We start from the raw sequence: 17,522 nt of genomic DNA on the forward strand, positions 1-17,522 counted from the left end.
GCGGCGTCAGGATGGTCCGAGTCCCGTTTTGTTGAAAGTCTCGGCCGCCACGACGGGCAGCCAGCCCAACGACCAGGGCTGGCGCACAAGCCCTGCAACGGTAACGCTGACCCTGAATGCCGGAGCCAAGGCTTCCATAGAGTACCGTGCGGGCGAAGGGCAGTGGCAGGCATACGACACCCTCCCCTGGTCATCGCCCAGGACGGGGAAACCACCCTGTCCTACCACGCCGTCGTTGACGGAGCGGCCCGTGGAGAAGTCCGGCGGAACGCAAACCCTCCGTATCAACACCACCGCGCCCGTGGTAAAGCTTAACGGTGGCCCCAGCGGCAGCTACGTCTTCGGCCACGACCCCACCGCACCTACCTGCGACGCCAGTGACGCAACGTCCGGATTGGCCTCCTGCCTCATCACCGGCGGCGGCACCTCAGTGGGCGAGCACACCTACACCGCCACAGCAACCGACAACGCCGGCAACTCCGTGATCGCGGAGCTGAAATACACCGTACAACCCTGGACGATCAACGGCTTCACGGCACCGGTCGACATGCAGGGAGTATGGAACACGGTCAAGGCAGGCAGCACTGTACCTCTCAAGTTCACGATGTTCGACGACACCACGGAAATCACCGACACAGCGAAAGTGAAGAGCTTCAGCACTGCGGGCGTCAGCTGCCCCGGCGGCGGTGCACAGACAGATGAAATCGAAACAGTCACCACCTCCCCTGCAGGCCTTGTCTACCAGGATGGGCAATTCCACCAGAACTGGAAGAGCCCAAAGACTCCAGGCAAATGCCTTCAGGTCACCATCACTGCACAGGACGGCAGCAACATCACAGCCAACTTCCTCCTCAAGTAACAGGACCTGAAGCCAATTCATCAGAAGGGGTGGGCGATGCCGGGAAACTCGGCATCGCCCACCCTTTCTGGTTCAAGATCTTCCAACGCCCGGATTTGCGGCCGGAATGATAGCGGACACCCCGCTACGACTCGTTGCATAAGCCCCCAGAATGAAGGCTTCCTCAGCCCGGGTGAGAGGTTAAGATCGTTGACCTTTGAGGAGGCTTTCCGGACTCCATGCCGCCTCTGCTCCCGTTGTTCAAACGCCGACAATGATGATTCCGTAAAGCTGCGGACACCAGGCCGAGGTGGCCTTCTGAAGCCAGCGAACAGGTTGGCACTGCGGGTGCGACCGTCCCCGAAGGGTCCCGTTGACTTGGCTGGAGGTAGTTGCCGACTGTCTCGCTGACGGTCTTGGGGTGCCCGGGGGGCACCGACAGTGCATCAGAGGGCTATTCCAGAAGCTGTGCTCTTCGGAAACCCTGGGACTCCTTCGGCTATGAGGGCTTAGGTCGTGCGCGTACGTGCATCCGCTCGCCCTGCTGCCCGAACAGGCTGATGAACTCGACGGGTCTACCGTCGGCGCTGGCGAACCAGTGCGGTGTGCGGGTATCGAATTCCGCTGCTTCGCCAGGGCGAAGTGCAAAGTCCTTGTCGCCCAGTACCAGGCGCAGCCGTCCGTTGAGGATGTAGAGCCATTCGTAGCCTTCGTGGACCCGCGGGTCGGGCTCTGGCCCGCGGGCGTTACCGGTGAGCACCATCTTGAAGGCCTGTAGTCCGCCCGGCCGACGCGTAAGAGGTACAGCCGTCATGCCGGCATGGATTATTGGCTGCAGGTGGATTCTCGGATCCCCAGTGGCTGGGGCGCCAACCAGATCATCGAGAGGAACCCCATACAACCTCGCGAGAGGTAAGAGGAGTTCCAGGTTCGGCCTGCGTTGGCCCGCTTCCAGGCGGGACAGAGTACTGACCGATACCCCGGATGCGGAAGAGACATCTCCAAGTGTGAGATTCCGTTCCGTACGCAGTGCCCGAAGCCGGGGCCCAACTGCCCCGAGAACATCGTCCAGCTCTTTTTCCATCCCCCAACTTTGCCATAGTGGCAACAGTTTTTGTCAAACCTCCTTTCCGGGATACAAGCTGTAAAGACCGACGCGGACGTTGGCAGGGAACTTTTAGTAGGCGTCGAAAGGCAGGTCAGGATGGAAACTAGACGGTATGACGTAGTGATTGTTGGCGGCGGCGCGGCGGGACTTAGTGCTGCTACGACGCTGGGCCGGGCGCTGCGCTCGGTGCTGGTCATCGATTCAGGAACTCCCCGCAATGCACCCGCGGCGGGTGTCCACGGATATCTCTCCAGGGACGGTATGAGCCCCCGGGAATTACTGTCCGTTGGACGCCAGGAAGTGCTTTCTTATGGAGGTACGGTGATTGATGGCGAAGCCGCTTCGGCGCAGCGGACCCCCGATGGGTTCGAGGTGACGCTCGGTGATGGCCGCCGGTTCTGCGGCCGACGTCTCCTTATCACGACCGGCCTAACAGACGGCCTGCCTCCGATCAGCGGACTGCCGGAGCAATGGGGAAAAGGCGTTGTTCACTGCCCGTATTGTCATGGCTGGGAAATCCGCGGGCAACGGATTGGAGTGCTGGGCACAGGCCCCCTCTCCACACATCAGGCGCTGTTATTCCGGCAGTGGTCCGGGGATATCACCCTCTTCCTCAACGACACTGTGGAACCCACCGACGAGGAGTGGGCCAAGCTCGCTGCCCGGTCCATCACGGTCGTTGACGGCGCCGTGGCTTCTGTTGACGCTGTTGATGGCGTACTCACAGGCCTCACGCTGCGGCAGGGACCCGCATTTCACCTTCAGGCCTTGGCAGTCGGAACACGTATGGAGGCCAGATCCACGCTTCTGGAATCACTCGGGCTGAATTCCCAGGTGCACCCGCTGGGGGCCGGACGGTTCATCGAGACCGACGCTATGGGTGGTGCGACGGCTGTCCGCGGCGTGTATGCGGCCGGCAACGTAACCAACCTCATGGCCCAAGTCATCACCGCAGCGGCCGAGGGCGTCATGACCGGCGCAAGAATCAACGCCGACCTCATCGAAGAGGAAACCCGCTGGGCCGTTGAGGGGCACTTCGGTCCTTTTTCCGCCGCCTCGGAGGCAGCCGTCTCCAGGATCGTGCTCGGTCACCGACGCCACGGCTTTGAAGATGGACCGAACGTCACTCACACCGGCCCTGCGGCTACAGCAGAAAGGTAATCAGCATCGACAACCACCCACCCGCAACGTCGACGACCTCAGGGCCGGCAAAGGAGACCGGTGCCGGATGTCTGTCCCGCCAATTGCGCACCCCGCCCTCTACTCGGTCCTGATCTGGCTACGTCAATAAGGAGACACGCCCTAGGTGTAATTCCCACTGAGGTTGTGAACGCGGCTGATGTGTGAACCGCGCCTTGGCTGACGACGTTCTGGCCCCTGACTAAGGGACGACTAACGTCACACACCGACCCTATTTGGGCTTCTCCCCTGACCGGAATCAAGAGCCGATAGCGAAGGATCTGTAAAGCTGCTCCGTGGGCTTTGGCTACCTTTGTAGTTCAGTCGGTGGTGAGGCCCGTACATCGAGGTGCTCCGGCCGCGCTCCCTGGTGCGGTGTAGCCGGTGGGATGTACCGCATCAGTGCCAGCGGCGACTCCCTAGGGCCGTCACAGCGGCGGTGATGGCGATGCCGAGGCCGATCGGGACGCTGAGATGGATCTGGAGCAGGAGTACTCCGATGGCGGCCCCGGCGAACATAGCGAGGACAGCGCCGAGCCGTCGGTTGAGTAACCGGGGCCGTTGCTTGCCCACAAGTGACTCTCCGGCGAGGGAGGTGATGGTGGAAGTAATGACCACTGTGGTCATGTCTCGTACGCCCAAATGCCGCGCAATCAGGGCCTGGGAGCCCATGTGCATGGCGATAAGGGCGGCAACGATGACACGAATGGACTGGTGGCCGACGTCTTCCACGCTGAGTGAGATGGCGGCGGTTCCCGTCAATGCGATACAACCCGCTGTGAGAAGGAGCGTGACCCTGCGGTTCCAGCCTTTCGGGCTTGACTGGAGCGTAAATCCGGCGACCGCAGCGCCGAGGAGAAAGGCGCCGAGTGCTACCAGTGGGCCCAAAGTTGGCAGGTTCGCGGCTCCGGCCAACGCCATCGCAAGAATTACCACGTTGCCGGTCATGTTTCCGGTGAAGACGCGATCAAGTCCAAGGTAGCCGACGGCGTCAACCACACCTGTAACGAGCGTGAGGGCCATCATGAGCATCAGTCGGAACTTTTCCGGAGACGCATTTTCTTTCGGGTTAGAGGTGGTTTTGGTACCTGAGCTGGTTACGGCTGATGTCATGGCTTATGGAATCTTTCATCGTGAGGGGTGGTCTCTCTGACCACCCCTCGGACATGCTTGTTGGTCATCGTCAATCAGGCCCACGTCAAGGACGTGGTCGTTGGCCGTCCTGTGCGTCCATGCCGCCAACCACGAAGCGCGAATGGCGGCAGTTATCTTCCGCCGTCGTGAGCCGTTCTGCTTCCTGCCTCGCATTGTTGGCGCGGCGCTCAGCCTTCAAGCTTGGAATGCTCGCTCAGGCGGTGCCATGAACGGTTGTGGTAGACCAGGGCGTCGCCGGGTTCGCCCGCTTGGACGTCACGCATCACGCGGGACTCGAGGGCGTGAACGGCGATGATGGTGGAGGTCCCCACCTCCATGCGATTGATGACGGCGCAGCGCACCCAGGCGCGGACGTCGTCATACACCGGTTCGCCGGTTGCGAGGGCCGACCAGCGGTGCGTCTGGTCAAAGCGGTCGGCGCCGGGGGTCGCTCCCAACTTGGCCAAGTCGACGTCGTGCGCGTCCAGCAGGTGCACGACGACGGTTTCGGCGCGCGACAGCACCGTGGATGCAGACGAGAGTGCCGAGACCGAGAAGATCAGCAGCGGAGGGTCCGCGCTCACTGACACGACCGACGAGACCGTCAGCGCAACAGGTCCTTCGCCGGCATCGGCCGTGATGACGGCGACACCTCCCGGGTGCCCACGGAACAGTGCTTTGAATTCATCGGCCGAGAGGGAGGACGGGAAGCTTTGCTGCGGAGCCTCGAGCCAGGTGTCTGCGGGGTAGGCGTGAAACACCGTTATGACACCTTGGGGGTGGAGCGGGCGAGTTCTTCGCGAACGATGGTCGTCCCTGCGCTGAGGGCACTCAGCTTGGCCAGTGCGACGTCCCGGGGGAACGGTGCCATGCCGCAGTTCGAGCTGGGGATGAGCTTCTCCGCATCGACGAACTGCAGGGCCTTGCGGAGGGTGTCTGCGACGTCTTCCGGGGTCTCGATGGTTTCGCTTGCGACGTCGATAGCCCCAAGCATGACTTTCTTGCCGCGGAGGAGCTCGATGAGGTCCATGGGCACGTGGGAGTTCTGGGATTCCAGCGAGATGATGTCGATGCTGGAGCTCTGGAGCAGCGGGAATGTTTCCTCGTACTGCCGCCACTGTGAGCCGAGCGTCGCCTTCCAGTCATTGTTGGCCTTGATCCCGTAGCCGTAGCAGATATGCACGGCGGTCTCCGCGCGCAGCCCTTCGGCCGCTCTCTCAAGCGCAGCCACGCCCCAGTCCTTGACCTCATCGAGGAAGACATTGAACGCCGGCTCATCGAACTGGATGATGTCAACGCCGGCCGCCTCGAGTTCTTTAGCTTCCTGGTTCAGGATGGTGGCGAACTCCCAGGCCAGCTTTTCGCGGCTCTTGTAGTGGTCATCGTAGAGCGTGTCCACCATCGTCATTGGGCCCGGAAGGGTCCATTTGATCGGCTTGTCGGTGGTTGCGCGGAGGAATTTCGCGTCGTCGACGAATACCGGCCGTTCGCGGCGCACCGGTCCGACGACGGTCGGTACGCTCGCGTCGTAGCGGTCGCGGATGCGCACGGTCTTGCGCTGTTCAAAGTCGACCCCGACGAGATGCTCGATGAAGGTCGTGACGAAGTGCTGGCGGGTTTGCTCGCCGTCGCTGACGATGTCGATGCCGCGCCGGGTCTGCTCGTGGATGGCGATGCGCAGCGCGTCCTGCTTGCCCTCGAGCAGCGCATCCCCCTCCAGCTTCCACGGGGACCAAAGAGTCTCCGGCTGTGCCAGCCACGATGGTTTCGGCAGGCTTCCGACGACGGTGGTGGGCAAAAGTGTGTTCATGATGGGCGATTCTCCGTGGGTCAGTTGACGAGTGCGGGGTAGTTGGCGGTCCACTGGTCCAACAGATCCTTGTGGGGCGTGATGAAGTGTTCCTCCGTGTACTTCGCCTGCGTGATCGCGAGCTGACTGCGCTCGACGCGGTCGTACGCGATCTGGGTCCGTGAGAAATCCTGCTCGCCCAGGCTCGGCTGGTAGACGGCGGCGGCGGCGGAATTCGCGTTGTAGACCTCGGGGCGGTAGATCTTCTGGAACGTCTCCATGGTGCTGATGGTGCCGATGAGCTGCAGGTTGGAGTAGTCATTGAGCAGGTCGCCGCGGAAATAGAAGGCAAGGGGAGCCACGCTCCCGCGGGGCATGAAGTAGCGGACCCGCAGTCCCATCTTTGCGAAGTACGCGTCCGTCAGCGAGAACTCGTCCTGCTGGTACTCGACGCCCAGGACCGGGTGGCGGTTCCTGGTTCGCCGGTACGTCTTGCTCGTGGAGACGCTGATGCACACCACTGGCGGTTGCGGGAAGCGTTCCCGGCATACCGGGGAATCCAGGAAGTGCTGGAACAGCTTGCCGTGAAGATCGCCGAAGTCCTCGGGTACGGTGGGCTTGCCTGAGTCAGCTGCTGCCGCTGGCAGTACGACGCTGAAGTCGAAGTCCCGGACGTAGGAGGAGAAGTTGTTCCCCACGATCCCTTGGTGGCGGACCCCGTTCAGCAGGTCGACGATCTGGATATCGAGAACCTCGAACAGCGGGAACTGCTGATCCGTACCGTCCGCGGTGAACTGTATCTGCACGGAAACGATCTCAAGCTCGAGCGTGTAGCGGTCCCGGTCCGGGTTGTCCCAGTCTGCGAGATCGTTGAAACGACGCCGAATCATGGTTAAGGCGTTGCGGAGGTTCTCCTGGCGGTGCTCGCCACGTGCCAGGTTGGCGAAGTTCGTCGTGATCCGGGAGCCTTCGGACGGGGAGTAGTCCTCGTCGAAGCGGGTGGTGGTAATGCTGAAGGTGAAATCGTCGGCCATGCGCTGCCAATCTTGGAGATGGGCCGGAGACGGCCTTTCAAAAGGGACGTGTTCATAGTGAAGGTTTTCAAGGGGTATCAAGTAACTAGGCGTTACTATGCGTTCATATAGAATTTTCCTATGGCCCAGGTTTCGAGCGGACTGACCCTGCAGCAGCTCCGCTATTTCATCGAAGTTGCCGCTGAGGGGTCGATTTCCGCGGCCGCCGATCTTCTCTACGTCGCGCAGCCGACCATGTCCGCAGCGATGAAGGACCTTGAGGCACGGGTGGGCCGTGCACTCCTGGTTCGCTCCGCCCGCGGGGTCACCCTCACCGCCGACGGGGTAGAGTTCCTCGGCTACGCGAGGCAGGTGGTCGAGCAGTTCGCTCTGCTTGAGCAGCGCTATCTTGGCAGGCCACCGACACGACGTCTGCTCGGGGTGTCCACGCAGCACTACTCGTTCGCGGTGGACGCCTTCGTCCGGATGGTCAAGGCGACTGAGGTGGCCGAATACGAGTTCTCGCTCCGCGAGTCCCGCACGTGGGACATCATCGAGGATGTCAGGACACTCCGCAGCGAGATAGGCATCCTCTACCGGAACGATTTCAACCGGAAAGTCATCGACAAGCTGCTCCGGGAATCCGGGCTCGCGTTCTCTCCGCTGTTCCTCGCCGATCCGCACATTTTCGTTGCGCGGAACAATCCGCTCGCCTCGAAAGAGCGGGCGACTCTGGACGATCTTGCCGCCTTGCCGCGGCTGACCTTCGATCAAGGTGCGAACAACTCTTTTTACTTTGCCGAGGAGATTCTCTCCACGTTGTCCAGTAAGCGGGAGATCCGGGTCTCCGACCGTGCGACGATCTTCAACCTCATGATCGGGCTCCACGGTTACACGATTTCGACGGGCATCATCAGCGGGCAGCTCGACCCGGAGATCGTCGCCATCCCGCTCGAGGTTGACGAACGCATCGAGATCGGCTGGATCGGTCACGCCGCGATTCCGCTTACCGACCAAGCGCAGCGCTACCTCAGGGAATTGCGGGCCGTCGTCGCGGAGTTCGGCCTAGCGCTACTCGACTGACTGCAGTTGAGCAGGCGGGGTCTTTAGCCTTTCGGTGATCGGACGTGTATGTTGCAGCCGAGCGTATTGCTGGTGTCGTATATGCCCCTCGCCGTCGCCGTCGTTGGCATGACCGGGCCGGACGCCAGCGAGTAAGCCGGCATGTTCCAGGTAGTGGCGATCCTGCCAGGGACATCCAGGCCGGGTTTACTGTGCGAGTGCAGTCCCGGCATGGTGTGGGTGGGCGGACCGAATCGGAACTGCAAGAAGGGTGCTGTCGCTGCTGTTCTATGAACGGATTCCTTGGATGGACCGTTCTGTAGCGTCTGCGCCGTCTTGAAGGGCCTGCGGCATGAGGTGCCCGTAGACCTGTTCCGTTGTTCGGACAGATGCATGACCCAGCCGACGTGATATCGCGAAGAGAGACATACCGCCGTCCTGGATAAGCCATGACGCATGAGTGTGTCGAAGGTCGTGAATTCGCGGCGTCTTAGCCACTCCGCGGGCTTGGGCTGTTCGGACGGCCGGCACCCAGTGATGTTGCCAAAATGGTTTGTGAGAAATCCGCCCACCGTCGGTCGTCGTGAAGAGGAGATCGTTACCCGTCGTCCGGCTTGCCGCGATGGGAATCAGCAACTCCACGAGGGCCGGGTTGAGTCCGATGGTTCGTTTGCCGGCCGCGGTCTTGGTTGGCCCCACATAATAACGGGAATGCCCGTCGCGTTTCCAGGCCTTGTTCACCCGCGCGGTGGCCGGTCGGGAACGCAGATCGATGTCGGCCACTCTGAGGGCGGTTGCTTCACCGAACCTTGTTCCCGTCATGACCAGGAACTGAACGAACGTCCTGTAGTGCTCATCAATGACCTCAAGGAGGAGACTGAACTCTTCGTGGGTGAGGAACACGGCATCATCGTCTGCCCGCTCAACTGTCGGCAGCGGCACGCCGCGGCAGGGGTTGCGGGCCACGTACCCGAGGAGCAAGGCCGTGTTCATCGCCGCCGAGAGCAACCCGTGCATGTTGTGGATGCTTTTGGGTGCGGCACCTTTGGCGGTCAGGTGCTTGAGCCAATGCATGGTGTCGCGGTAACCGAACTCGTCGACCGGGATGGTGCCGATCGTCTCCCGAATGTGCAGGTCGAGTATTCGCTGGTAGGTTCCGATCGCGCCGGGCGAGGGGCGGACGAGCAGGTCGATGTGTTCCTGAACTACGTCCGCGACCGTGGGAACATGAGGGTTCCCCGGCCGGGCTTCCGGCAGGACAGGCGCCGTGATCTGGCCGTTGTTGTTGAGGTAGCGGGCGAGGCTGCTGGCTTCCTTCTCCGACCGCAGAGTCACCCGATGCTGTCGACGGGTCCCTGGGTCACGCCAACGCACCGAGAACGCTGTAGTTCCATCCCACCGCGGGCGAGGGGCAATGCTGGCCACAGTGACAGGCTACGCTGAAATGCTGACGAACGGCGAGTGGTACAGATGCCGCAAAGTCTGCCCGTCCGCCAGGTCTCCCGCCGCGGGTAGCGGCGGGAGATTTAAGAGGTCAAATTGGTAAAGACCGTATGGGCCGTCAGGTGATAGGGCTTTAGTGGCTCTCTCCGTAAAGGGACCCAGGGACCTCCGACTAAGATGTCTGGACTGCTGACATTAAGGGCGGGCCTGTGTATACGGTTTGAGGAGTGGTCGTGGAACTAATTGGGCAAGATCGTGGCATGGTGACTGTCGATCTCTCCCGTCTCGGTTACTTGCATGTGCGATGGACGTCCGGCGCAGTGGTCACAACAGTCGAAGCGATCGCGTTGAAGGCTCGCTCTGCTGAATTGAGTGCAGGACGTGCCCTCCCAATGCTGGTGGAAATGGCCAGCATGACGTGGATTGATCGCCGCGCCACAGAGATTTTTGCAGCCCTGTGGCCGCTCGCGCGGATGGCCCTCGTAGGTGTCAGTCCCGTAGACGAGGTCATAGCCGCCTTTTATGCCGCACGACACACCCATTCCTGTCCGACGCGGTTCTTCACGTCACTGGACGAGGCGCTGACTTGGCTGACCAGTGAATCACCCAAATGGACGGCACCTACTATGTCGGGCTTCTAATGGTCGTTCCGGATTCTTGGTGGCAGGCACTACGAGCAGAGCTTTTTGTTGTTGCGGTTAAAAGACCCGGCGGTCGGCAGAATGCAAGTTTGCACGAGCCACGTTGATGGTTAGCGACTGCGTCGACGGTTCCTGGGATGGAGTCATGGTGATTTTCAGTTTGGGGCGAGATGTTGCTGTCGCTTCGCCCCCTCGCCGCCGGCCTTCAACTTCGATCCGGTGATGGCCGTGGTTTTGCATTCCTTCGTGTCTGGGGCGCATTCCTCCTGTGTTTCGGCGGTTGAGCCGCAAGAGTCGGGGGGGCAACGCGTAATGGGAGGACTCGCACGCCGCCTGTGTTCTGGTCAGTTGGATTGGCCGAGGCTGACGACTAGGTTGATGGCCACTGCGACGACGAAGGTGGCGAAGAAGTAGGAGAGCAGGGCGTGCCCCAGGGCGATCCTGCGGGAGGGAGTGGATGACTCGTTCACATTGGCCGCGTTGTATGACATGCCGATGGAGAATGCTGCGTAGGCGAAGTCGCTGTAAGACGGTTCCTCGTCCTGGTTGAAGCGGAAGCGATGGCGGTCGTCGTGGTAGTACATCCGGGCGTACTTGAAGGCGTAGACAGCGTTCACCAGAGCCCAGGCGAGCACTACGCCGAGAGCTGCCAGCAGCGCTGCGGCCACGCCGATGAAGTCTTTCTGCTGGCTGCGGATCAAGGCAAAGACGACCGCTACGAGACTGACGAATGTCGCGGCGATGATGAGGGAGTCAACGAGTCTTCGAGATCGACCTTCATGGCGGGCGAGTTCACCTGTAGCCTCCGGACCGGCGGGCCATGCCTTTGTCCATGACCAGGTCAGGAAGACGCAGCCAGCTACAGACCATCCGATTAAGGGCGCGAGTTCCGGAGCACCGAGCAGCCACGGAACAAGTGCGAAAACTAGACCGATGGTGGCCGAAACTAAAGCCTTGCGATCAAGGTGCGACATTGCAGAAGCTGCCCTTCAGACAAGATTAACTGTGACGCGCCGATAGTCCGCTGTTTGGGTCAAAGCGGATCTTAACATCACGGACTATCGCAGGACCTACTGATTCCCTTCTATCCGCAGAAACCGGGAGATCTGGCTGCTAGTTGTCGTCCAGTGGGTCCTGGCCTGACTTTTGTAGCAATAGTGCCGCTGGCGAAGCGTTCCGGCTGCTCGTGAATCCTGAAACCTTGATTCGAGTTGGCGCCGTTGTTCGGTGCAAGTCAGCAGGCCAATGCGGGCACGAGACCCCAGCCGCGGTGCCCACTTCGCGTAGGTCACCGCGGCAGGAATTGCGGCGCACGTTGTGCTGCTCCGGTGGCATTCCGCCTATGTGGCGGAACGCGCGTCAGATTGTGTGCGCTCCTTTCGCAAGGTTTTATAGGCTGCTGCGAGCCCTGCGGCCGCCAGTACCCATGGTCCGGCCACGATGATCGGATCCATCCACTGGTGGTTGACGTCCGCGCGATCTTGCCCGAACCGTGAGCGGAAGCCGCCCCCGCGGAATTCGCTGACTACCCCGGTTTCGGTGATGGGGTTGTCGGGGCGCAGGGTAGCAAGGGACTTGAGGTGGTGTTCTCCCGCGTCCACCCGGTCAGCGCCCATCAATAACAGCCAGTGCGCGGCCCGGCCCTCGCTGTACTTATAGGCGTATCGCCGGATGGCCCCCGACACCCCGGCGGACGGTGTCGAGGTACCGAAGACCGGGGGCAGGAAGGCGTGCTCGACGGAGCGTTCCCGGGGCCATTTCTCCGGTTGGCGCTCCGGGAAGTCCCAACGCGCGCCTGTCTCGATCCCGGGTTGCTCCCGGGGGTAGGAGGGCCGGTCGGCAGGGTCGAGGTCAGCACCCCAGCCCGGGATTTGGGCCCGCAGTTCTTCCGCGGACTTCGGCGGGATGCGCTTGTTGGGAATATAGGGTGTGGCTGTATCAGTCATGATGCGGTGTCCCTTCAGGACTGGCCGGCGACAACGAGCGGTTTGATGATGTTGTCCAACTTTGCGGAGAACATGTGGTAACCCTCTGCGATGTGCTCCAGCGGAATCCGGTGGGTCACGATGTCGCTGGGTTTGAGGTAGCCGTTGCGAATGTGCTCGAACAGGCGCGGCCACTGGCGCTTCACCGGGCATTGGTTCATCCGTAGCGTCAGGCCCTTGTTCATCGCGTCGCCGAACTTCACCGCGCTGAAGATCGGCCCGTACGCCCCCACAACTGACACCGTGCCGCCCTTGCGGACCGAATCAATCGCCCAGTTCAGCGCGATGGGGGAGCCGCCCTGCAGCTTCAGCTTGCTGCTGGTCACGTGCTGGAAGAAGTTTCCGTCCGCTTCGGCCCCTACTGCGTCAATGACGACGTCGGCGCCCAGGTAGTCGGTTTCCTTCTTCAGGTGCACCACGATGTCGTCGTACTCCGCGAAGTTGTACGTCTCGGCATGGGCGAAGGTGCGGGCCTTCTCCAACCGGTAATTGAGGTGGTCGATCACGATCACCCGCCCGGCCCCCATCAGCCAGGAGGACTTGGCCGCGAACAGGCCCACGGGGCCTGCGCCGAACACCACTACGGTATCGCCTTCCGCAATGTCCCCGAGTTGGGCACCGAAGTAGCCGGTGGGGCAGGCGTCGGTGAGCAGGACGGCGTCCTCCTCGTCCATCCAGTCCGGAATCTTCGACGGCCCCACGTCAGCAAAGGGGACGCGCACGAATTCTGCCTGGCCGCCGTCGTATCCTCCACAGGTGTGGGAGTAGCCGTAGATGCCCCCCACCGCCGTCGCGTTGGGGTTGACGTTGTGGCAGTTGGAGTACAGGCCACGGGCGCAGAAGTAGCAGGAGCCGCAGTAGACGTTGAACGGCACCATCACCCGGTCCCCGACTGCCACGTTTTGCACGGAGGATCCAACCTCATGAACGGTGCCGACGAACTCGTGACCGAACGTCATCCCTACGCGTGTATCGGGCATCATGCCGTGATAGAGGTGCAGGTCGGAACCGCAGATGGCGCCCCTGCTGACCCGCACGATTGCGTCGTTGGGGTGCTCAATCTTTGGAATGTCTTTTTCTTCGACCCGTACCTTGTACGGGCCCCGGTAGACCATGGCCCGCATTAGTACCACGTCCTGGAAAATGCTGGTTTCAACATGGAAATTTGTCCCCTCCGGCTTTCTCAGGCGCTAGCCGGGTGGAGGACGACCTTGGTCCAGCCGTCTTCGCGGCTGTCGAAGTTCTTGTAGCCCTCGGGGGCCTGGTCCAGCGGAAGCTCGTGGCTGACGATGAAGGACGGGCTGGCCTTTCCAGCGGCAACGAGGTCGCGGAGGGCCCGGTTGTACTTCTTGACCGGACACTGGCCCGAGCCCATGGTCTGTCCCTTGAACCAGTAATTGCCGTAGTCGAAGGCCACCTGGCCCTGCTGCTCAAGCTTGTCCGGGCCGCCCGGGTCCTGAGGCAGGAACACCCCGACCACGCCCAGGCCACCGACGAACCGCACGGAGTCCACCAGCCGGTTCAGGGTCATGTTGGGATGTTCGGTTCCGCCGGGATCGTGTGCCTGGTAGCCCACGCATTCGCAGCCGCGGTCGGCGCCGAAGCCCATGGTCTGGTCCTTGACGAACTCGACAGGGTCCACTTCCGAATCGTTGACAGGGATGGCCCCGATTTGTTCCGCCAGTTTCAGCCTGTCGGTGTGGCGGTCGACGACCATGACTTTTCCGGCGCCTTTGAGGGTGGCTGAGTAGGCGGCCATCAGACCTACCGGTCCGGCACCGTAGATGACCACGGAGTCGCCCGGGTATACCCCGGCCATCTCAGTGGCGTGCCAGCCCGTGGGGAAGATATCCGCGAGCATGACGTAGTCGAGTTCCTTCTCCGCCGCGTCCTCGCCCAGCCGCAGGCAGTTAAAGTCCCCGTAGGGCACGCGCAGGTATTCGGCTTGCCCGCCCTGGTACGGGCCCATGTCTGCGAAGCCGTAGGCGGCGCCGGCGAGCTTTGGTTCGGGCTGCATGGTCAGGCAGTAGTTCGTGAAGCCACGTTCGCAGTTCTTGCAGAATCCGCAGGAGATGTTGAACGGGAGCACCACCCGCTCCCCGACTTTGACCTTGCTGACCGCCGGTCCAACTTCCACCACCTCCCCAAGGTTCTCGTGCCCAAAGGAGCGTCCGGGCTCGAAGCTGGTGCGGCCTTCATACATGTGGAGGTCGGAGCCGCAAATGTTCGCTGAAGTGATGCGCACCAGCACGTCCGCGGGGTGCTCAATTTTGGCGTCGGGGATCTCCTCGACACTTACGTCGTTCGGTCCTTTGTAAACTACTGCCTTCATTTGTCCGCTCTCTTCTTGCTTGCCCCTAATCGTGGCTAAGTAGCCGTAGCTTCCGGTGCGTGGGCGCAGAAAATTGCCGGGAAGGTTTCCGGAATGGTGGCGCGGGAGTCACCCAAATACGCGTACTGAGCCAGCGATGAAGGGGGGAATGAGGATGCTGCCCGCGAATCCATCCGAACGGGTGCGCGGGTTCAAAGGCTTGCAGACTGCAGGCTGTCCGCGAAAATTTCACCTGCAGGTCTGTATGCAAAAGCGAAACTGATTGAGTCTCAATGCTAAGCACCCTTAGCAAGTGATGTCGAGGGGAAGCGGGCCGCAATAATTTCGGGGGGTCTACTTCACGGTCACAGTTGCCAGCATCTGGACGGGGTGTACGGGCACGGGGAAGTGGAGAGCAGGGCTGCCAGATGAGTATTCCGCCCTCGAGCACGGCACGGCCGGTCTCGAGTAGATGACAAAAGCCGGGCCTGCCCTGCGCCTATTAAGCGAGCGGGACAAGATACTACGTCCAACTGCACCCCTGGAAGGAACGATCAAGCGGGTAGCAGCAGGCGACGGCGGCCGCGGTCGCCGTTCCACCCGAAACTTGCGCGAACCCGCAAAACAACCCAAGGAAGGGTGAGCAGGACCATTGACGCGAGTGGTTCTGAAAATGACACTATTCATGTCAATCACAAACAGCCCTTACTCGGGGGTGGACGTGAAGAACAAAGTGCGCGATCTCCGCATCGCAACCGGGATGTCGCAAGGGGAACTCGCCGCTGCCCTCAAGGTCTCGCGACAAACGATCCAATCCATAGAGGTTGGACGCTACCTCCCCTCCCTTCCTCTGGCCATCACCATAGCCCGCTACTTCAGGCGCCCCGTGGAGGAAATATTTTGATACCTGCAGGGAACCATCGTCGCTAACGGACGCCCGCCAGACCGCGCCATCTGGCATAGGGCCTGATCGCTGCCAAACCGTGAGCCTGCCACGAGTTCATTTGCAGTAGGAACAGATTTGGCACCGTCGCGGTCCCATTGGGGAGAGGAATTATAGCTGGCCTTGATTCGATCTTGAGGACAATAAGGCATAGTGGTTTCGCCGTGTAGCAGCGCGCGGTTCACGGACTCCCAGACAACACTTGTCGTCCGTGGTAGGCAATGCCTCAAAGTCCCGCCGTTGGCCCCTTACCTTGCAGCGGCGGGACTCCGCCACCCACGGTCCCGAACCAACGACGCCGACAACTACCATTGCGGGCGTGGGGGAACGGCAAAGGCTTCCATGAACACGTGGTGGGATTGGAGTTCGTCTGCCTAATTTGCCTGGCCTGGTTATTGGCCAGGTGTGCTCTTGTGCTGGCCCGCGGCGTTCGTCGGCCATGCACCGAGGATGTCATGGACGCTTCCGTTCTCCGCGGCGGCGACGATCTGGGCGGCAAGAGCTGATGTCTTGACGTTTGTGTTCTGGCTCAGTGCGCTCCGGCCCGTATCCAAGGACAGCACAAACGAACCCGTAGGGCACACTTCGCCCTGCGGAAGGGGAAAACCGTACGAGACGCGATCCTCACGCATGGGTCGGTCACACTCCTTGGCGCGAATGGGGCCATTGACGCGGCCCTCTCACGATACCAACCGCTGGATCCCCGGGCGGAGATTCGAAGATGCCCTCATGACGGGGTCCGTGTCTCTCGAGCCTGGGCGCCGTATAAGCCTAAGCAATGCCGGGGCCTTTCGTGAGGCCCCGTCAGAATAGTGCGGTGTTCCGGTTCACTGACAATGACTCACGACCTTCTTAGATCCCACCCGGACAGTCGGAGGGGAAGAATTTGGGCCCGGGGGAGTGCGAAATAGCCCGATGAACCTAGATCTGGTGGTCAGTGGGGGTATGCCACCTGCTATGAAGGGGGCGGGCGTCGAAGAACAGGAGGGTGCTCAACCATCGGCGCCAAGTCCTCCCTGATCAGAGGCTTGTGAGTCAAGTTTGGGTGTATCGCCCCGGAACGGTGGCCTGTTGAACAGCCGAGAATGCTGTCCTGCAAGTGACGATGGCTGCCGACAAGCAGGCTGACTGAAAAATTATCGCCGTCGCCGAACCACATAGGGCAGCGTGCCAATTGTTCTGGTTCTAAAGTCCCGCGCTCCCGCTAACAACCTTCTCAAAACGGGGACATCTCCTTGATTCCGGTCCTGCAGGCCCGGCTCCTCTCGCCCAGCGCCTTCCCGATTGCACCGTACGTCCTTACCGGCTGGAAGTGGGCGCCGTAGCGTTCATGATCGTTTCCGCGCCAGCACCCTTGACGTCCTTGCAGGCGGTGTTAGCACCATGTTCGCTGGATACGGGGGTGACGGAGTTCCGCGTTCTTACCTTCTTCTGACCCGCTTCGCACAGGATTTTCCCGGCCACTCTGAGTCGGCGACGCACGTTGGTTGGGTTGGTTTCCTGTACCTGCAGGTAGGTATGCACGGCCTGCTCGGCTTGGCTGCCTCTTTTTGATGTCCGCCAGGCTCGACCTTTCTGTCTCCTTGGTGGATCGCCGTTCGGTCTGCATTGGAGCCATGGCAGTGCTTGGGTGACCGCGTCGGTTTTCGGACAGGGTACTCGGTGTCCTGGTAGGACTCCAGTTCCTGGCGTTCTCAATTATGACGCCACCGCTCTCGGGGGAGCGCCGGCGGAAGTCTTTTGTTTACCAGTTTCGAGTCGGCGGTGTTGTCTTGAATAGATGCCTGTTGGTCATGCGGTAGTTGAGATCTCCGCTGAGCTCTTGGGGTGTAACCCATACTTCGTGGCCTTCAGTCGCCTGGAACATTTGGCGTGAGTTTCTGTTGTCCGCGGCGATCCAGAGTGCAGAAGAGTCCGGCATGGCGTCTTCGACGAAGCCGGTTCTGATTAGTTGTCCGTTGTGGCGGATCTCTACCAGGGCGTTGACCAGGAGGGACCATTCGGCGTGCTTGCGGGCGGTTGGCGGCTTTAGTGTCATTGCTTTCCAGAGGCCTAAGGAGCACAGTGGCGGCGGGG

General features: G+C 61.3%; 17 protein-coding genes. 5 read left to right on the top strand and 12 right to left on the bottom strand.

All coding sequences use genetic code 11. The features are described 5' to 3' along the window. Positions 1-250: 250 nt before the first annotated feature. Positions 251-859: a PxKF domain-containing protein gene (locus tag R5O87_RS23410; RefSeq protein WP_410554576.1), complete on the top strand. Its 609-nt coding sequence runs from the start codon at positions 251-253 to the stop codon at positions 857-859. A gap of 478 nt (positions 860-1,337) precedes the next feature. On the opposite strand, the gene R5O87_RS23415 is transcribed toward R5O87_RS23410, so the two are convergent. Further along, positions 1,338-1,922, bottom strand: a complete 585-nt coding sequence (locus R5O87_RS23415; RefSeq protein WP_410554577.1) for a helix-turn-helix domain-containing protein — start codon at positions 1,920-1,922, stop codon at positions 1,338-1,340. A gap of 120 nt (positions 1,923-2,042) precedes the next feature. On the opposite strand from R5O87_RS23415, the gene R5O87_RS23420 reads away from it, so the two are divergent. Continuing rightward, a complete protein-coding gene (locus R5O87_RS23420) occupies positions 2,043-3,107 on the top strand; it encodes an NAD(P)/FAD-dependent oxidoreductase (protein ID WP_410554758.1) in 1,065 nt (354 codons plus the stop codon). Positions 3,108-3,524: 417 nt separating this feature from the next. Here R5O87_RS23420 and R5O87_RS23425 read toward each other — a convergent pair whose 3' ends face one another. The 4 genes from R5O87_RS23425 to R5O87_RS23440 all read right to left on the bottom strand — a co-directional run bounded on the left by R5O87_RS23425 (position 3,525) and on the right by R5O87_RS23440 (position 7,082). Then, on the bottom strand, positions 3,525-4,238 hold the full coding sequence (locus tag R5O87_RS23425) for a YoaK family protein (protein WP_410554578.1): 714 nt from the start codon (positions 4,236-4,238) through the stop codon (positions 3,525-3,527). 209 nt (positions 4,239-4,447) lie between these two features. After that, complete coding sequence (locus R5O87_RS23430) at positions 4,448-5,020, bottom strand: flavin reductase family protein (protein ID WP_410554579.1); 573 nt, start codon at positions 5,018-5,020, stop codon at positions 4,448-4,450. 2 nt (positions 5,021-5,022) lie between these two features. Further along, positions 5,023-6,069 carry a methionine synthase gene (locus R5O87_RS23435; RefSeq protein ID WP_410554580.1) on the bottom strand — a complete coding sequence of 349 codons (1,047 nt, stop codon included), beginning with the start codon at positions 6,067-6,069 and terminating at the stop codon, positions 5,023-5,025. 20 nt (positions 6,070-6,089) lie between these two features. Further along, the gene (locus tag R5O87_RS23440; RefSeq protein ID WP_410554581.1) at positions 6,090-7,082 is read right to left on the bottom strand and encodes a DUF1852 domain-containing protein; all 993 of its coding nucleotides are present in this window, start codon (positions 7,080-7,082) and stop codon (positions 6,090-6,092) included. 120 nt (positions 7,083-7,202) lie between these two features. On the opposite strand from R5O87_RS23440, the gene R5O87_RS23445 reads away from it, so the two are divergent. Next, positions 7,203-8,144: a LysR family transcriptional regulator gene (locus tag R5O87_RS23445; protein ID WP_410554582.1), complete on the top strand. Its 942-nt coding sequence runs from the start codon at positions 7,203-7,205 to the stop codon at positions 8,142-8,144. 267 nt (positions 8,145-8,411) lie between these two features. Here R5O87_RS23445 and R5O87_RS23450 read toward each other — a convergent pair whose 3' ends face one another. Continuing rightward, a complete protein-coding gene (locus R5O87_RS23450) occupies positions 8,412-9,458 on the bottom strand; it encodes a tyrosine-type recombinase/integrase (protein WP_410554583.1) in 1,047 nt (348 codons plus the stop codon). A gap of 368 nt (positions 9,459-9,826) precedes the next feature. Here R5O87_RS23450 and R5O87_RS23455 point away from each other — a divergent pair, with 368 nt between their 5' ends. Continuing rightward, positions 9,827-10,207, top strand: coding sequence for a DUF7793 family protein (locus R5O87_RS23455; RefSeq protein ID WP_410554585.1), 381 nt, complete (start codon positions 9,827-9,829; stop codon positions 10,205-10,207). A gap of 344 nt (positions 10,208-10,551) precedes the next feature. Here R5O87_RS23455 and R5O87_RS23460 read toward each other — a convergent pair whose 3' ends face one another. From R5O87_RS23460 to R5O87_RS23475, 4 genes are all read right to left on the bottom strand, one after another. Further along, positions 10,552-11,181 (bottom strand): DUF1345 domain-containing protein, encoded by a 630-nt coding sequence (locus R5O87_RS23460; RefSeq protein WP_410554586.1) that lies wholly within the window; start codon positions 11,179-11,181, stop codon positions 10,552-10,554. A 366-nt stretch (positions 11,182-11,547) separates the two neighbouring features. Further along, on the bottom strand, positions 11,548-12,153 hold the full coding sequence (locus tag R5O87_RS23465) for a hypothetical protein (protein WP_410554587.1): 606 nt from the start codon (positions 12,151-12,153) through the stop codon (positions 11,548-11,550). Between the two features lie 14 nt (positions 12,154-12,167). Next, entirely contained in the window at positions 12,168-13,316 is a 1,149-nt protein-coding gene (locus R5O87_RS23470) for a zinc-dependent alcohol dehydrogenase (protein ID WP_410554588.1), read from the bottom strand. A gap of 59 nt (positions 13,317-13,375) precedes the next feature. After that, complete coding sequence (locus tag R5O87_RS23475) at positions 13,376-14,524, bottom strand: glutathione-independent formaldehyde dehydrogenase (RefSeq protein WP_410554589.1); 1,149 nt, start codon at positions 14,522-14,524, stop codon at positions 13,376-13,378. A gap of 700 nt (positions 14,525-15,224) precedes the next feature. On the opposite strand from R5O87_RS23475, the gene R5O87_RS23480 reads away from it, so the two are divergent. Further along, the gene (locus R5O87_RS23480; RefSeq protein WP_462836457.1) at positions 15,225-15,407 is read left to right on the top strand and encodes a helix-turn-helix transcriptional regulator; all 183 of its coding nucleotides are present in this window, start codon (positions 15,225-15,227) and stop codon (positions 15,405-15,407) included. Between the two features lie 431 nt (positions 15,408-15,838). Here the strand turns inward: R5O87_RS23480 and R5O87_RS23485 are convergent, their stop codons facing one another. Together R5O87_RS23485 and R5O87_RS23490 are read right to left on the bottom strand one after the other, a co-directional pair. Continuing rightward, on the bottom strand, positions 15,839-16,078 hold the full coding sequence (locus R5O87_RS23485; RefSeq protein WP_410554591.1) for a hypothetical protein: 240 nt from the start codon (positions 16,076-16,078) through the stop codon (positions 15,839-15,841). 1,112 nt (positions 16,079-17,190) lie between these two features. Next, complete coding sequence (locus R5O87_RS23490) at positions 17,191-17,484, bottom strand: hypothetical protein (protein ID WP_410554592.1); 294 nt, start codon at positions 17,482-17,484, stop codon at positions 17,191-17,193. Positions 17,485-17,522 lie beyond the last annotated feature (38 nt).

Source organism: Arthrobacter globiformis (genome assembly GCF_046536215.2).
Taxonomy (GTDB): domain Bacteria; phylum Actinomycetota; class Actinomycetes; order Actinomycetales; family Micrococcaceae; genus Arthrobacter; species Arthrobacter globiformis_E.

Bases quoted from the DNA above. Each gene is read 5' to 3' on its own strand.
- R5O87_RS23435 (WP_410554580.1), bottom strand. From the start codon at position 6,069: ATGAACACACTTTTGCCCACCACCGTCGTCGGAAGCCTGCCGAAACCA.
- R5O87_RS23490 (WP_410554592.1), bottom strand. From the start codon at position 17,484: ATGACACTAAAGCCGCCAACCGCCCGCAAGCACGCCGAATGGTCCCTC.
- R5O87_RS23485 (WP_410554591.1), bottom strand. From the start codon at position 16,078: ATGCGTGAGGATCGCGTCTCGTACGGTTTTCCCCTTCCGCAGGGCGAA.
- R5O87_RS23470 (WP_410554588.1), bottom strand. From the start codon at position 13,316: ATGCGGGCCATGGTCTACCGGGGCCCGTACAAGGTACGGGTCGAAGAA.
- R5O87_RS23440 (WP_410554581.1), bottom strand. From the start codon at position 7,082: ATGGCCGACGATTTCACCTTCAGCATTACCACCACCCGCTTCGACGAG.
- R5O87_RS23425 (WP_410554578.1), bottom strand. From the start codon at position 4,238: ATGACATCAGCCGTAACCAGCTCAGGTACCAAAACCACCTCTAACCCG.
- R5O87_RS23455 (WP_410554585.1), top strand. From the start codon at position 9,827: ATGGTGACTGTCGATCTCTCCCGTCTCGGTTACTTGCATGTGCGATGG.
- R5O87_RS23415 (WP_410554577.1), bottom strand. From the start codon at position 1,922: ATGGAAAAAGAGCTGGACGATGTTCTCGGGGCAGTTGGGCCCCGGCTT.
- R5O87_RS23460 (WP_410554586.1), bottom strand. From the start codon at position 11,181: ATGTCGCACCTTGATCGCAAGGCTTTAGTTTCGGCCACCATCGGTCTA.
- R5O87_RS23475 (WP_410554589.1), bottom strand. From the start codon at position 14,524: ATGAAGGCAGTAGTTTACAAAGGACCGAACGACGTAAGTGTCGAGGAG.
- R5O87_RS23465 (WP_410554587.1), bottom strand. From the start codon at position 12,153: ATGACTGATACAGCCACACCCTATATTCCCAACAAGCGCATCCCGCCG.
- R5O87_RS23445 (WP_410554582.1), top strand. From the start codon at position 7,203: ATGGCCCAGGTTTCGAGCGGACTGACCCTGCAGCAGCTCCGCTATTTC.
- R5O87_RS23420 (WP_410554758.1), top strand. From the start codon at position 2,043: ATGGAAACTAGACGGTATGACGTAGTGATTGTTGGCGGCGGCGCGGCG.